General features: G+C 60.0%; 14 protein-coding genes. 3 read left to right on the top strand and 11 right to left on the bottom strand.

The window, feature by feature from the left end:
• Window positions 1-146: 146 nt before the first annotated feature.
• Complete coding sequence (ppc, locus tag BLR69_RS27855) at window positions 147-2774, bottom strand: phosphoenolpyruvate carboxylase (RefSeq protein ID WP_071496969.1); 2628 nt, start codon at window positions 2772-2774, stop codon at window positions 147-149.
• Between the two features lie 184 nt (window positions 2775-2958).
• Here ppc and BLR69_RS27850 point away from each other — a divergent pair, with 184 nt between their 5' ends.
• From BLR69_RS27850 to BLR69_RS27840, 3 genes are all read left to right on the top strand, one after another.
• Window positions 2959-3303 (top strand): pilin assembly protein, encoded by a 345-nt coding sequence (locus tag BLR69_RS27850; RefSeq protein ID WP_071496970.1) that lies wholly within the window; start codon window positions 2959-2961, stop codon window positions 3301-3303.
• Between the two features lie 287 nt (window positions 3304-3590).
• Entirely contained in the window at window positions 3591-4001 is a 411-nt protein-coding gene (locus BLR69_RS27845; protein ID WP_172832141.1) for a DUF4398 domain-containing protein, read from the top strand.
• A gap of 55 nt (window positions 4002-4056) precedes the next feature.
• Window positions 4057-4842, top strand: coding sequence for an OmpA family protein (locus BLR69_RS27840; protein WP_058425322.1), 786 nt, complete (start codon window positions 4057-4059; stop codon window positions 4840-4842).
• A gap of 29 nt (window positions 4843-4871) precedes the next feature.
• Here the strand turns inward: BLR69_RS27840 and BLR69_RS27835 are convergent, their stop codons facing one another.
• From BLR69_RS27835 to BLR69_RS27785, 10 genes are all read right to left on the bottom strand, one after another.
• Window positions 4872-5066, bottom strand: a complete 195-nt coding sequence (locus BLR69_RS27835) for a hypothetical protein (RefSeq protein WP_071496972.1) — start codon at window positions 5064-5066, stop codon at window positions 4872-4874.
• A gap of 185 nt (window positions 5067-5251) precedes the next feature.
• Window positions 5252-5572: a hypothetical protein gene (locus BLR69_RS27830; RefSeq protein WP_169716634.1), complete on the bottom strand. Its 321-nt coding sequence runs from the start codon at window positions 5570-5572 to the stop codon at window positions 5252-5254.
• 166 nt (window positions 5573-5738) lie between these two features.
• Entirely contained in the window at window positions 5739-6065 is a 327-nt protein-coding gene (locus BLR69_RS27825) for a hypothetical protein (RefSeq protein WP_071487485.1), read from the bottom strand.
• Window positions 6062-6967, bottom strand: coding sequence for an alpha/beta hydrolase (locus BLR69_RS27820; protein WP_071496973.1), 906 nt, complete (start codon window positions 6965-6967; stop codon window positions 6062-6064). Before BLR69_RS27820 ends, BLR69_RS27825 begins: the two co-directional genes overlap by 4 nt.
• A 146-nt stretch (window positions 6968-7113) precedes the next feature.
• The gene (locus BLR69_RS27815) at window positions 7114-8391 is read right to left on the bottom strand and encodes a flavohemoglobin expression-modulating QEGLA motif protein (protein ID WP_071496974.1); all 1278 of its coding nucleotides are present in this window, start codon (window positions 8389-8391) and stop codon (window positions 7114-7116) included.
• Window positions 8392-8413: 22 nt separating this feature from the next.
• Window positions 8414-8962, bottom strand: a complete 549-nt coding sequence (locus BLR69_RS27810) for a hypothetical protein (RefSeq protein ID WP_071496975.1) — start codon at window positions 8960-8962, stop codon at window positions 8414-8416.
• A gap of 139 nt (window positions 8963-9101) precedes the next feature.
• A complete protein-coding gene (locus tag BLR69_RS27805) occupies window positions 9102-9818 on the bottom strand; it encodes a TetR/AcrR family transcriptional regulator (RefSeq protein WP_058425326.1) in 717 nt (238 codons plus the stop codon).
• A gap of 150 nt (window positions 9819-9968) precedes the next feature.
• Window positions 9969-11471 carry a lysine--tRNA ligase gene (gene lysS / locus BLR69_RS27800; protein ID WP_058425327.1) on the bottom strand — a complete coding sequence of 501 codons (1503 nt, stop codon included), beginning with the start codon at window positions 11469-11471 and terminating at the stop codon, window positions 9969-9971.
• A 109-nt stretch (window positions 11472-11580) separates the two neighbouring features.
• A protein-coding gene (gene prfB, locus BLR69_RS27795) for a peptide chain release factor 2 (RefSeq protein WP_100215725.1) occupies window positions 11581-12676 on the bottom strand; the annotation gives its coding sequence in 2 pieces (ribosomal slippage) (window positions 11581-12603 and window positions 12605-12676; 1095 coding nt in all).
• 650 nt (window positions 12677-13326) lie between these two features.
• Window positions 13327-14328, bottom strand: coding sequence for a diguanylate cyclase (locus BLR69_RS27785; RefSeq protein ID WP_012722554.1), 1002 nt, complete (start codon window positions 14326-14328; stop codon window positions 13327-13329).
• Window positions 14329-14363: the final 35 nt, after the last annotated feature.

The raw sequence follows: 14363 nt of genomic DNA, 5'->3' as shown, positions 1-14363 counted from the left end.
GCCGCCAAAAGTCGCAGGAACCCGTGCTGCCTCTACGTCATAGGTAGGGTGCGCCTGGGTGCAACCTGGCCCCACAAACGCCAGCCGCCCGTTTCAGGGCGGCCGCCATGGTTTATCTGCAAGCCGTTGAGAACACGCAAAAAACCTTAGCCGGTGTTACGCAAACCGGCGGCAATACCGGCCACGGAGACCAGCAGCGCCTGTTCCAGAGGGCTGTCCTGTGCCGCTTCCTGTTGGCGCGAACGCGCCAGCAACTCGGCCTGCAACAGGTGCAACGGGTCGAGGTAGGTGTTGCGCAGGCGGATGAACTCCAGGGTGTCCGGGCTATGGGCCAGCAGCTGCGACTGGCCAGTCAGGCCAAGCACCACCTTGCAGGCCTGCGACAATAGGTCGCGCAGATGCGCACCCAATGGCAACAGGTCCGGCTGCACAAGACGCTCGTCATACAGGCGGGCGATATCGGCATCGGCCTTGGCCAGCACCATTTCCAGCATGTCGATGCGGGTACGGAAGAACGGCCACTGCTCACGCATCTGCCCCAGCAAGTCGCCTTCGCCACGTTCCAGGGCCTTGCTCAGCGCCGCTTCCCAACCCAGCCAGGCGGGCAGCATGAGGCGGGTCTGGGTCCAGCCGAAGATCCACGGAATCGCACGCAGGCTTTCAATGCCGCCCGCACGGCGCTTGGCCGGGCGGCTGCCCAACGGCAAGCGGCCCAATTCCTGTTCCGGCGTGGACTGGCGGAAATACTCGACGAACTGCGGATTCTCGCGCACCACGGCGCGGTAAGCGCTGACACCGTCTGCCGCCAATTCGTCCATCAAATGGCGCCAGGCTGGCTCGGGTGGCGGCGGTGGCAACAGGGTCGCTTCCAACACGGCGGCCAGGTAAAGGTTGAGGTTCTGCTCGGCAATATCCGGCAGGCCGAACTTGAAGCGGATCATCTCGCCCTGTTCGGTGGTACGGAAGCGTCCCGCCACCGAGCCCGGCGGTTGCGACAGGATCGCCGCGTGGGCCGGGCCGCCGCCACGGCCAACGGTGCCACCACGGCCGTGGAACAACAGCAGTTCCACTTGCTGTTCACGGCAGATATCCACCAGGCGTTCCTGCGCCCTGTATTGCGCCCAGGCAGCGGCGGTGGTGCCGGCGTCCTTGGCCGAGTCCGAGTAGCCGATCATCACTTCCTGCGGGCCTTGCAGCCGCGCGCGGTACCCGGGCAGCAGCAACAGTTGCTCGATCACCGGGCCTGCGTTATCCAGGTCGGCCAGGGTTTCGAACAGCGGCACCACGCGCATCGGCCGTTGCACGCCCGACTCTTTAAGCAGCAACTGCACCGCCAGCACGTCCGACGCAGCGCCGGCCATGGAGATGACATACGAACCCAGGGACGCCGCAGGCGCGGCGGCAATTTCCTTGCAGGTGTTGAGCACTTCGGCGGTATCCGCCGACGGTTTGAAATAACCCGGCAGCAACGGTCGACGGTTGGCCAGCTCCTTCATCAGGAAGCTGATGCGCATCTCTTCGTTCCAGTCTTCGTAACGCCCAAGCCCCAGGTAATCGGTGATTTCGGTCATCGCCGCCGTGTGGCGACTGGAATCCTGGCGGACATCCAACCGCACCAGGAACAGGCCGAACGTCACCGCACGCCGCAGGCAATCAAGCAACGGCCCATCGGCGATCACGCCCATACCGCATTCGTGCAGCGACTGGTAGCACAGCTCCAGCGGCTCCAGCAGATCGCGGTTGTTCTGCAACACCTCGGCAGGTGCCGGCGTGCTACTGCTCAACGCCGTATGCGCCCATTGGCGCGTGGCACGCAGGCGTTCACGCAATTGCTTGAGCAAGGCGCGATAGGGTTCGACGCTATCGCCGACCTTGGCCTGCAACGCCGGGCTGGCGCGCTGCATCGACAGTTCGGAGGCCAGGTGATCGATATCGCGCAGGTACAGATCGGCAGCCATCCAGCGCGCCAGCAGCAAGACTTCACGGGTGACCGGTGCAGTGACATTCGGGTTGCCGTCACGGTCGCCGCCCATCCACGACGCAAAGCGGATCGGCGCCGCCTCCAGCGGCAAGCGCAGGCCGGTGGCGGCGTGCAGGGCCTGGTCGGCCTTGCGCAGGTAATTGGGAATCGCGTGCCACAGCGAATGTTCGATGACCGCAAAGCCCCACTTGGCTTCGTCCACCGGCGTGGGCCGGGTGCGGCGGATTTCCTCGGTGTGCCAGGCCTCGGCGATCAAGCGTTGCAGGCGTTGGCGGATCTGCTCACGCTCGGCCGTGGTGAGGTCGCGGTGATCCTGCAGGGCCAATTGGGCGGCGATGGCGTCGTACTTCTGGATCAGGGTGCGGCGCGCCACTTCGGTGGGGTGGGCGGTGAGGACCAGTTCAATCTCCAGGCGCCCCAATTGGCGCGCCAGGGATTCGTTGCTGTGGCCTTCGGCTTGCAGCCGCGCCAGCAACTCAGGCAATACACGGGCTTCGAAAGGCGCCGGTTGCGACTCGTCGCGGCGGTGAATCAGTTGGTATTGCTCGGCTATGTTGGCCAGGTTGAGGAACTGGTTGAAAGCACGGGCCACGGGCAGCAGTTCATCTTCCTGCAACTGGTTGAGGCTGGTGCTCAGTTCATCGCCTGCGCCACGGCGGTCGGCCTTGGCGCCCTTGCGGATCTGCTCGATCTTGTCGAGGAAATCATCGCCGTACTGCTCTCGAATGGTGTTGCCCAACAGCTCACCCAACAGGTGAACATCCTCACGCAAGCGTGCATCGATATCACTCATCAGCCAATCTCCAGCCAGAAATCCGGGACGCGCAGGTTTGCCAGAGTGCCGCCAGCGCCCATTTATGACAAGACTTTAAACCTTGTGAGTTGCAGCTAGTCTCAACACTAAGTCGTCGCGTTTGTCCGTGCGGGCGACGGGTCACTCATCACCGCCTGCTATCGCGGGCTTTATTGAGGTTGCCATGAAAATCCGAGAACTGGCCCAGCATTGGGAAGAGAACGCCAAGGGTCGCCTGACCAAGACCGAGTACGCCATCCACCTGGATGTGGAAGCTGCGGCACGCCTGGCAGCGATCGCCGAGATGTACCCCAAGCGCAGCACCGAAGAACTGCTCGGCGAACTGATCGGCGCCGCACTGGAAGAGCTGGAAGCCAGCTTTCCGTACATCAAGGGGCAGCAGGTGATCGCCACTGATGAAGAGGGCGACCCGCTCTATGAAGACGTCGGCCCTACCCCGCGTTTTCTGACGCTGTCGCGTCGCTATCTGCATGACTTAGCAGCGAGCGGCGACAAACCGAAACACTGAAACCCTAGGGCAAACCCCTTGTATTCCGGGCTCTTTACGAGCCCGGCGTACCGCTGCGCAACGCAGAAGTTCCAAGTTTTTTCGCTGACCGAACAGTCAGATATTTTTTTAGGCAAATCGCCATCTTCTCTGAACTTTTGAAAAAAGCCTCCGGTCACAGCCAGTAAGCCATCACTTGGAACGGCCGTTTTAAAGGGCAATTTGTGCGTGAGTACCAAGCCCCCAGCCGCAGACCAGTGACATGGATTTTGATGTTTTTCAGGAGTTATCCAATGGAGTTGAAGACGATGAAGACCAGCACTGCCAAATCCTCGTTTAACCACCTGCGCGGGCTCAAATTGGCCGCGCTGGCAATCGGCACCAGCTTCGTTCTGGCGGGCTGCGCCGGCAACCCTCCGACAGAGCAGTACGCCGTTACCCAATCTGCGGTGAACAGCGCTGTCAGCGCCGGCGGCACCGAGTACGCAGCGGTAGAAATGAAGTCGGCTCAGGACAAGCTCAAGCAAGCCGAGATTGCCATGCACGACAAGAACTACGACGAAGCCCGTCGCCTGGCTGAACAAGCCGAGTGGGACGCTCGTGTCGCTGAGCGCAAATCCCAGGCCGCCAAGGCCGAACAGGCTGTGAAGGACTCCCAGAAAGCTGTTCAGGAGCTGCGTCAGGAAGGCATGCGCCCGGCTGCTATCCAGCAGAAATAAGCCGCCGCCCCTGATTGCATTGCACCCGATATCGAATTGAAAGGACGACACGACTATGCGTAAACAATTGATGATCCCTGCCCTGCTGGCGATGAGCGTTGCCCTGGCGGCCTGCTCCACCCCGCCGAACGCGAACCTGGAAAACGCACGGACCAACTTCTCGTCCCTGCAGACCAACCCGCAGGCCACCAAGCTCGCGGCGCTGGAAACCAAGGACGCCAGCGACTGGCTGGACAAGGCTGACAAGGCCTACCGCGACAAGGAAGATCAGAAGAAAGTCGACCAACTGGCTTACCTGACCAACCAGCGCGTTGAAGTAGCCAAAGACACCATCGTGCTGCGCGAATCCGAAGCCAAGCTGAAAAACGCCGGTGACGAACGCGCCCGCGCCCTGCTCGACGCCCGTGATGCGCAGATCAAGCAGCTGCAGGACAGCTTGAACGCCAAGCAGACTGATCGCGGCACCCTGGTGACTTTCGGTGACGTGCTGTTCGCCACCAACAAGTCCGACTTGAAATCCAGCGGCCTGGTGAACATCACCAAACTGGCGCAGTTCCTGCGCGACAACCCGGACCGTAAAGTGATCGTCGAAGGCTACACCGACAGCACCGGCTCCGATTCGTACAACCAGAGCCTGTCCGAGCGTCGTGCGGCCTCCGTACAACGTGCACTGGCACAACAGGGCGTGGATATCTCGCGCATCGTGACCCAGGGCTATGGCAAGGAATACCCGGTTGCCGACAACGGCAGCGTCTCGGGCCGCGCCATGAACCGCCGCGTTGAGGTGACCATCTCCAACGACAACCAGCCGGTCAAGCCACGGTCTTCCGTTGCTAACTGATTGATTGGCATTGGATAAGAAAACCCACCTCACGGTGGGTTTTTTTTTGGCTCATCAAACTGAATAGTGCGACTCATGTCCTCGACGGGCATTTCAATCTTCGCGCTCGCCTGCTTATCCATCCCTTGATCGCGCTTGTTCCTGCGAGCGGCGTCATGTTCCAGCGCCACATGCTGCCTTGCCATGGCCAACATGTTTTCCAATACAGGAATATGTATTTTCATCCTCGACCCGATCTATATAGGTAGCCGCATTTTATGTGGCATTTAAGTCGAAACGGTTCCAGACATTTCAATTTCAGCTGCATGACGTTCGGCATCCTGTGTTACGCCACACACGTCGTGAAAGTCTGAACAGCAGATTGAGCATAAAAAAACGCCCTGAAAGGGCGTTTTTTGAGAGGTGCCGTTTAACCGCCGACTTTGCCTGAGCCCTGGGTCTCCGGCATTTGGATCTGCCCCTGACCGCCACCCTGATCACCCTGTGCCCCCTGCCCGCCTTGATCATTTTTTTGTTTAAGCAGCTTTTCCAGCAGCCTCATCAATTCTTCAAGCTCACTTCCGCCTTGGCTGCCCTGACCGCCTTGGGCACCCTGTGACTGCAAGTCTTTAATTTTATTTTGAAGGTCCTGGATCTGCTGATCAACGCCTTGGCTTGACGGAGCGTCACCGCCGACATTTCCAACATTGCCCGTGCTCCCTATGCCCGACATTCCGTTTATACCCGCCATATATGCTCACTCCAGACTAATAAAAATGGACCGATCAGCATTGCCGATCAGCCCATGATGAGTGGTAAGCAAGCGAGACTGGTTCCGGCCGGCAGAACACCTGACGTTCGTTAAATAATTAGTCGCTACGCAAAACCGAACTTTCCCACACCGTCAAAAAGAGTATTCACTCCTGCAATTGCGGGGTTTCCTGCCCCATGCAACGCACGGCCTGCTTTTTGTTGTTCACCAGCACACCGCTGAGGCCTTTCTGTTCGGTGTCGAACATCACCAGCACGCCATCCACGCACTGCGCCACTTGCGCGGCCGGGGTCAGGGAAATCTTGTAGTCCTCGCCCGGCACCGTCTTGAGCATGGTGAAATCACTGAGCAGCAACGCATCTTCTGGCTTGGCAAAGTGCAGGTAGCCGTAGTACCACAGGCAACCGACAGTACCGATGATGGTGCCGATACCGGTGAGGATCAGCGGGATCATGTTGCGTTCTTCGCTCATTGCGGGCTCTCTGATGAGTCAATTTTAGGAATCGGGTAATTCGGAATTTCGCCCAGGCGACGCAGACCGTTGAAGTGCCGGGGGTCATCCAGGTAACGCAGCATCACGGTTTGCCAGGTCTTGTCGGCAAAGGTCTGCACATGGCCGCCTCGGGTCAGCTGTAACACCCTGGGTGGCGGTGCGGCCTGGTACAGGCGGATCCCGTTGGCCACCGGCACAATCGGGTCATCCAGGCTGTGGAACAGCAGTTTGGGTACACCCGTCAGCCGGGGCATGGCGTAGATGGCACTGTCGGCGTCCGGGACCAGCCAGGACAAAGGCACCTGAAATGGCCATGTTAACCAGGAGGTGCTCAGGGCGAATTGTCCTACGTCACGATAACTGGCGGGCACGCCGTCCAGCACCAACGCCTTGAGCCGCGATTGGCGCTCAGGGTGGGCGGCCAGGTAGTGCACTGCCAACGCGCCCCCCAAGCTCTGCCCCAGCACGATCAACGGCTGGCCCTGGGTTTCGGGTGCCTTGTCGATCCATTGGAACGCCGCGTCCACATCCTGATAGATCGCCGGCAACGACGGTTTGCCTTGCGACAGCCCATAGCCGCGATAATCCAGCAACAGCACTTGATACCCCTGTTCCGGCAGCCACCAACTCCCCCCCAGGTGCCAGGCCAGGTTGCCGCCGTTGCCATGCAGGTGCAGCACCGTCCCCTTGAGTGGCACGCCGGGTTTGGCCGGTAGCCACCAGGCGTGGAGCTTTACACCGTCGGCAGTGGTGAGGGTGACATCACGGTATTGAAGGTGAGCTTTTTCCGGCGTGAACGGCAGGCCGGGCTCGGGGTAGAACAGCAGGGAACTGCAGCCGTTCAATGTGAGTAGCAGGCACAGAATGCCGAGGATTCTCATCCGTTGAAGCCTCATCATCAATGGCGCCCATTCTGTAGGAGCGAGCTTGCTCGCGAAAAACATCAACGATGACGCGGGCCTCCTGGAAGCACGCAGCGTGCTCAGGTTTTTCGCGAGCACGCTCGCTCCTACAGAGAAGACGCTAGTTATAGGATATTGGAGTAATCCGCCTCGATCCGATCCAGGCTCAGGTGGTTGAGGAAGTTGGAGAAGCACATCCAGGCCGCCAGCGCGTTCATGTCGCGGAATTGCTCCGGCAGGTACTTGGGCGGCACCACCAGGCCTTCGTCGACCAGTTGGCGCAGGGTGCGCATGTCTTCCAGGGTGGTCTTGCCGCAGAACAACAGCGGCACTTGTTCCAGCTTGCCTTTGCGCACGGCCAGCTGAATGTAGTTGTAGACCATGATAAAGCCCTTGAGGTAGGACAGGTCCTTGGTGAACGGCAGACCGGTCGGCACCGAACCACGGAAGACGCGACTGGCGTTACCGTAGCTTTCAGCCATCTCGAAGCCTTGCTCGCGGAAGAACTCGAACACCTGCAGGAAGTCTGCGCCCTCTTCCACCATATGGATGGCGCGCGTGCGGTTGGTCAGCTTGCGCAGGCGACTCGGGTAGGAGGCGAAGGTGATGATCTCCATCAAAATCGCCAGGCCTTCCTGGGTCACGGTGGACGAGGGCGGGCCCTTGGACAGGAAGGTGCAGATCGGCTGGTTCTGGCCATTGAGGGTGGTGCCCACATGCACCAGGCCTTCATGCACTTCCAGGGCGCGCACGTCGCGGTCGTTGAACATCGCGTCGGCGCGGATCTTGATGTAGTCGGCGCCCGCTGCGGCGTCAGCGACAATACCGTCGGACTCGAACACCCGGATGGTCTCTTCGGCCTCGCCAAATACCTTGTTCAGGCGGGTTTGCAGCAGGGCGACGGCGTCCTTGGCGGTGAGGGTCTTGGCCTCGTCCTTCAAGTCGCCTCGGCCGTCTATATTGTTCAGGTAATCGGAGAGCATCAGCCCCAGGTCAGCCAGGGTCGGATCGCCGGCGTGAAACGCATCGGAGGCAGCGCCGTACAATTCCTGGGAGATCAGGCCGAAATCCTCGGTACCACGCGCTTCGAGCATGCGCACCACCATGCGGTATTCCTTGCACATGCGGCGCATGATCTGCCCCACCGGGCTGAACTGGCCAAGGCGGCGGGTGATGTCGCGCTCGATGTTCTGGAACTCCAGCTTCACCGCGCTGGAGTCGAATGACAGTGGCCGATTGAGGTAGTAGTCACGGCTCACCGCCGGCATTTCCCTGCCCTTGGCCTTGAGGAATCCCTGGCGAATGTTCTCGTCCCATTTCACGGCGTCGAGGACGCGAATCGGTGTTTGCGCCAGCACAATGCGATCAGACAAGGTGCGTATCGTCTGCTGGTAATCGTCCACCCGGTGCTTCCTCTTTTAAACGTTATTTGCCCGTGTGCTGATAGCGCACGGCTTCCACGAATACATCGGCATTGGCCGGGTCATCCAGGTACGCAAACACCTGGTCCAAGGGGCTGTCCACCAACACGCCGGCGCCCTCAACGGTGTCCACGGTGCTGCCGTGCAATGCCTGTTGGCCTATGGCTTGATGGATCTGCTCAAGGTCGAGGGTGTAGACCACTAATTCGTGCTTTTCGTTGATCTCGAATCCCGCCAGGATGAAATGCCCACCGAGCTTGGCCGGCAGCGGCGCCGACAAATACCAGCGGCTGCCATGGCGCGAAACGGTAAACCGGTATTCGTCACGCTGGCCGGGCTTGGCTGTAGGGTAGCTCACGGCTTTATAGCGGTGTTCACCGACGGCGCTGATATGCAGGTTGAGCGGCTCGCCCCAGGCGTTTTTGCTCGCCCATTGGCCCAGCAGGGCTGGCAGCGCGGCGTCATGGGCCGGCAGCGGGTCCTTGAAGGTCACCAGGCAACCGCTGAGCAGCAGGAACGACAAGGCGGTTAGCACAATACGCCAGCGATTCATGGAGAGCTCCCAATCAAAACACATCCCTGTAGGAGCGAGCTTGCTCGCGAAGAACTCACAAACACCGCGTACATTCAAAATGCCCGCGCCATCGTTAACGACCTTCGCGAGCAAGCTCGCTCCTACAAAGTGGGCGGTGTCAGACCGAGGCCAACACCAAATGCATATAGCGCTTGAGGATCTCAAGCATCTCTTCACCGGTCAGAGGCTCTGCGCTGCCCAGCAGGCCCTGATATTCCATCCGACTGATTATCGCCGTCAACACTTTGGCATCCTGTTGCGGCTCGCGGGAGCCCAATACCTGGAAAAACTGCCCGGTACCCTGCAACAGAATTTGCTGGTGGGAGCGCACCAACTCCGCCAGGCGCGGGTTGAGCAAGGCTTCCTGGCGAAACGCCTGCTCGGCCATCAGGTGTTCACGGCGGTTGGTCAATTGGCGCAAGACGTAATCAGCGGTCAGCCGTGCAATGTCATCGGCCAGTTGTGAACGGGATTCGGGGCTGCCATCACCATAGGCGACCATTTCACGCAACAGGCCTTCGTTACGCACCCACAGCTTGCCCATGAACGCGGCGCTGCGTTCGACGTATTGGGCGAAGGTATCGGTGAGCAGGTCATCGATATCCTTGAAGTAATAGGTGGTGGCCGACAGGGGCACGCCCGCCTCCGCCGCCACCGCTCGATGGCGCACGGCCCGCACGCCGTCACGTACCACGATGCGCATGGCCGCATCGAGAATGTCTTGCCTGCGTTGCTCGCTGCCCCGACGACTGGCCTTGCGGCCCTGGTACTGGACGCTTTCAGCCACGGCAGCGGCAATGCCGGCGGCGCCTTCTTGAGCGGTTACGCGGTTCACGACAGATTTCCTTATTAGGTGACGCGGAGCGTCACGGTATGCGTTACCACGCCGAGCGTGGGAACGATCTCCTGGCGCTGTTTGCTTGACGCTTATTAACGCCACATAAAAAAGCCGCCTTATAAAAGGCGGCTTCGGATTTCGCTACGGTTACGCTTGTGGCCGCATGTGCGGGAACAAGATCACGTCGCGGATCGACGGCGAGTTGGTCAACAGCATCACCAGGCGGTCGATGCCGATGCCTTCACCGGCGGTCGGCGGCATGCCGTACTCCAGGGCGCGGACGAAGTCGGCGTCGTAGTGCATGGCTTCATCGTCGCCAGCGTCCTTGTCCGCCACCTGGGCCATGAAGCGCTCGGCCTGGTCTTCCGCGTCGTTCAACTCGGAGTAGGCGTTGGCGATCTCACGGCCACCGATGAACAGCTCGAAACGGTCAGTGACGTTCGGGTTGTCGTCGTTGCGACGGGCCAGCGGCGACACTTCGAACGGGTACTGGGTAATGAAGTGCGGCTGTTCGAGTTTGTGCTCGACCAGCTCTTCGAAAATCATCACCTGCAATTTGCCCAGGCCTTCGAAGCCCAGCACCTTGGCGCCGGCTTTCTTGGCGATGGCGCGGGCCTTGTCGATGTCGTTCAGATCGTCGGCCGTCAGCTCAGGGTTGTACTTGAGGATCGAATCGAACACCGACAGGCGCACGAACGGCTCGCCGAAGTGGAACACCTTGTCGCCGTACGGCACGTCGGTGCTGCCCAGGACCAGCTGCGCCAGTTCGCGGAACAGTTCTTCGGTCAGGTCCATGTTGTCTTCGTAGTCGGCGTAGGCCTGGTAGAACTCCAACATGGTGAATTCAGGGTTGTGACGGGTCGAAACGCCTTCGTTACGGAAGTTGCGGTTGATCTCGAAGACTTTTTCAAAGCCCCCCACCACCAGGCGCTTGAGGTACAGCTCCGGCGCGATGCGCAGGAACATTTCCATGTCCAGCGCGTTGTGGTGGGTCTCGAACGGCTTGGCCGCGGCGCCGCCAGGAATGGTCTGCAGCATCGGCGTTTCGACTTCGAGGAAGTCGCGCTTCATCAGGAAGCTGCGGATGTGCGCGATCACTTGCGAACGCACGCGGAAGGTCTGGCGCACCTCTTCGTTGACGATCAGGTCAACGTAGCGCTGACGGTAGCGCTGCTCGGTGTCGGTCAGGCCGTGATGCTTGTCCGGCAGCGGGCGCAAGGACTTGGTCAGCAGGCGCACATTGGTCATTTCGACGTACAGGTCGCCCTTGCCGGAACGGGCCAGGGTGCCTTCGGCGGCGATGATGTCGCCCATGTCCCAGGTTTTCACCGAGGCCAGGGTTTCTTCCGAAAGCGTCTTGCGGTTGACGTAGACCTGGATACGCCCGGTCATGTCCTGGATCACCATGAACGAGCCACGGTTGAGCATGATGCGACCCGCCACCTTGACCGGGATCGCTGCCTCTGCCAGTTCTTCCTTGGTCTTGTCCGCGTACTGTTTCTGCAAGGCATCGCAGTAGTTTTCGCGGCGGAAGTCGTTGGGGAAGGCATTGCCCTTGGCGCGCTCGGCAGCAAGCTTTTCCTTGCGCAGGGCGATCAGGGAGTTTTCTTCCTGTTGCAGGGCTTGCGGGTCGAGTTGTTGGTCGCTCATGTCTTTAGATTTTCCATCAGGTTCGTTGCCCCAGCCTGCGGCTGGGGATCGCGGGCAAGCCCGCTCCCACAAGGGTCGAGGGGTGCCAGGCAATCCCGCATTGCATGTGTTACAGGCCAGATTTCAGGCTGGCTTCCAGGTATTCGTCGATATCGCCGTCGAGCACCTTGTCACAGTCGCTGCGTTCGATGTTAGTGCGCAGATCCTTGATCCGCGACGCATCGAGCACATAAGAGCGGATCTGATGACCCCAGCCGATGTCCGACTTGGTGTCTTCCAGCGCCTGGGAAGCGGCGTTGCGCTTCTGCATTTCCTGCTCGTACAACTTGGCCCGCAGCATTTTCATGGCGGTGTCCTTGTTGGCGTGCTGGGAACGTTCGTTCTGGCAGCTGACCACGGTGTTGGTCGGTACGTGGGTGATCCGTACGGCCGAATCGGTGGTGTTTACGTGCTGGCCACCGGCACCGGAGGAGCGGTAGGTGTCGATGCGCAGGTCGGCCGGGTTGATCTCGATTTCCACTTTGTCGTCGATCTCTGGCGAGACGAAAACGGCGGAGAACGAGGTGTGGCGACGGTTGCCGGAGTCGAACGGGCTCTTGCGCACCAGGCGGTGCACGCCGATTTCGGTCCGCAGCCAGCCAAAGGCGTACTCACCCTTGATGTGCACGGTCGCGCCCTTGATGCCGGCGACTTCACCGGCGGACAGCTCCATGATCGTCGCTTCGAAACCGCGCTTGTCCGCCCAGCGCAGGTACATGCGCAGCAGGATGTTGGCCCAGTCCTGAGCCTCGGTGCCACCGGAACCGGCCTGGATGTCCAGGTAGGCGTTGTTCGGGTCCATTTCATGGCTGAACATGCGGCGGAATTCGAGCTTGGCGAGGTTTTCCTCGAGACGGGCCAACTCGGCGACGACATCGCCCACTGCGCCTTCGTCGTTTTCTTCGACGGCCATGTCCAGCAGGTCACGGCAATCGGCCAGACCGGTGTTCAGTTCGTCGAGGGTGTCGACGATCTGCGCCAGCGCAGCGCGCTCGCGGCCCAGTTCCTGGGCATATTCAGGTTTGTTCCAGACAGCAGGATCTTCAAGCTCGCGATTGACTTCGGTCAGACGCTCATGCTTTTGATCGTAGTCAAAGATACCCCCGAATAGTTTCGGAGCGCTCGGACAGGTCCTTGATGGTGTTAAGGATCGGGTTGATTTCCATGGCGGGCAGCACTCGTTGGCGAACTTTTGAAAGCCGGCGAGTATAACGGCAAATGGGGGGGAACGGCAGCCCGCTGGGCGAAAAGGCGTGGGGTTGGTGGTGGGCATATCCGTTATTTGGGTAACGGCCACCTATGGTTCCGCCCTTACGGCGGCTCATTTTTGAAAAGCCGGAATGCCGGCCCAGTCAAAAGTAAGCAAAACGCTCTTGCCCCAACACTCGGCACCTCGCCTAGGCTCGGTGTGCCCGTAATCCGACAGTGATTTGGGGGGCTGCCTTAGATCAAAATCAAAAGCCAGAGCCAGAGCCAGAGCCAGAGCCAGAGCCAGAGCCAGAGCAAGCCCCCCTTCAACTGATACATGAAGATCAAACTGTGGGAGGGGGCTTGCCCCCGATGGCGGTGTGTCAGCCAACTCATCAGTGACTGACCCACTGCCATCGGGGGCAAGCCCCCTCCCACACTTTGACCGAGTACCGGCCATACAATCCGGTCGGCTCTAAGGCCGCCGCGCTCTTGCTTTTGATCTGGGGCGCCCCGTCAACCATGTGTCCGGTCCGTACAGCGCTCTTCAAAAAGTGACCCGCTGTAAGAGCGGAACCAATAGCTGCCATGACCCAAAAAACGGATATGTACACAGCAATGCAAAGCCCTACTCAATCCCCACCTGATTGCGCCCATTATGCTTGGCCGTATACAACCCCTTGTCCGCCGCCACAATCACCTGCCGACAATCCGTCCCCTGCTGCGGCGTCATAGTTGACAGCCCAATGCTAATCGTAAGGCTGGACCCCTCGGTCGGCGCAATGTGCGGAATTTTCAGCGCAGCCACCGCCATCCGCAGCTTCTCAGCCACCAACCGCGCCCCGCCCGGCGAAGTATTAGGCAGCACCAGGGCAAACTCCTCCCCCCCATAGCGCGCCGGCAAATCCGAAGGCCGACTGCTGGCCTCACGGATGGTCGCCGCAACCTTGCGCAACGCCTCGTCACCTTCAACATGCCCAAAACTATCGTTGTAGGTCTTGAAGAAATCCACATCAATCATCAACAACGACAACTGGGTCTGGTCACGCATGGCACGCCGCCACTCCAGCTCCAGGTATTCATCAAAGTGACGACGATTGGAAAGCCCCGTCAGGCCGTCGGAGTTCATCAACCGTTGCAGCACCAGATTGGTGTCCAACAGTTGCTGCTGGCTGACCCGCAACGCACGATAGGCCGCGTCCCGTTGCAACAACGTCATGTACGAGCGCGAGTGATAGCGGATACGCGCCACCAGCTCGATGTTATCCGGCAACTTGACCAGGTAATCATTGGCCCCGGCCGAAAACGCCGCACTCTTGATCAACGGGTCTTCCTTGGTCGAAAGCACGATGATCGGGATGTTCTGCGTGGCCGGGTGGTTGCGGTATTCGCGCACCAGGGTCAAGCCGTCGAGGCCGGGCATTACCAGGTCTTGCAGGATAACGGTCGGCTTGATGCGGATCGCCTGGGCAATCGCCTGGTGCGGATCGGCGCAGAAGTGGAAATCGATGTTCTCCTCATGGGCCAGGCCACGCCGCACGGCTTCGCCGATCATGGCCTGGTCGTCGACCAGCAACACCATGGCGGCATTTTCGTCGGTCTTGATGTCGTCGATCTGTAAATCATTCATCTGCAGTCACCTGAATTACTACCTGCAAGCCAGCA

This window comes from Pseudomonas azotoformans (assembly GCF_900103345.1).
Taxonomy (GTDB): domain Bacteria; phylum Pseudomonadota; class Gammaproteobacteria; order Pseudomonadales; family Pseudomonadaceae; genus Aquipseudomonas; species Aquipseudomonas azotoformans.
Note: the sequence above shows the minus strand (reverse complement) of the source record. Positions and strands in the feature narration are given on the sequence as shown.

Excerpts from the sequence above, each read along its gene's own strand:
- ppc (WP_071496969.1), bottom strand. The coding sequence starts at position 2,774 with ATGAGTGATATCGATGCACGCTTGCGTGAGGATGTTCACCTGTTGGGT.
- BLR69_RS27850 (WP_071496970.1), top strand. The coding sequence starts at position 2,959 with ATGAAAATCCGAGAACTGGCCCAGCATTGGGAAGAGAACGCCAAGGGT.
- BLR69_RS27845 (WP_172832141.1), top strand. The coding sequence starts at position 3,591 with ATGAAGACCAGCACTGCCAAATCCTCGTTTAACCACCTGCGCGGGCTC.
- BLR69_RS27840 (WP_058425322.1), top strand. The coding sequence starts at position 4,057 with ATGCGTAAACAATTGATGATCCCTGCCCTGCTGGCGATGAGCGTTGCC.
- BLR69_RS27835 (WP_071496972.1), bottom strand. The coding sequence starts at position 5,066 with ATGAAAATACATATTCCTGTATTGGAAAACATGTTGGCCATGGCAAGG.
- BLR69_RS27830 (WP_169716634.1), bottom strand. The coding sequence starts at position 5,572 with ATGGCGGGTATAAACGGAATGTCGGGCATAGGGAGCACGGGCAATGTT.
- BLR69_RS27825 (WP_071487485.1), bottom strand. The coding sequence starts at position 6,065 with ATGAGCGAAGAACGCAACATGATCCCGCTGATCCTCACCGGTATCGGC.
- BLR69_RS27820 (WP_071496973.1), bottom strand. The coding sequence starts at position 6,967 with ATGAGAATCCTCGGCATTCTGTGCCTGCTACTCACATTGAACGGCTGC.
- BLR69_RS27810 (WP_071496975.1), bottom strand. The coding sequence starts at position 8,962 with ATGAATCGCTGGCGTATTGTGCTAACCGCCTTGTCGTTCCTGCTGCTC.
- lysS (WP_058425327.1), bottom strand. The coding sequence starts at position 11,471 with ATGAGCGACCAACAACTCGACCCGCAAGCCCTGCAACAGGAAGAAAAC.
- BLR69_RS27785 (WP_012722554.1), bottom strand. The coding sequence starts at position 14,328 with ATGAATGATTTACAGATCGACGACATCAAGACCGACGAAAATGCCGCC.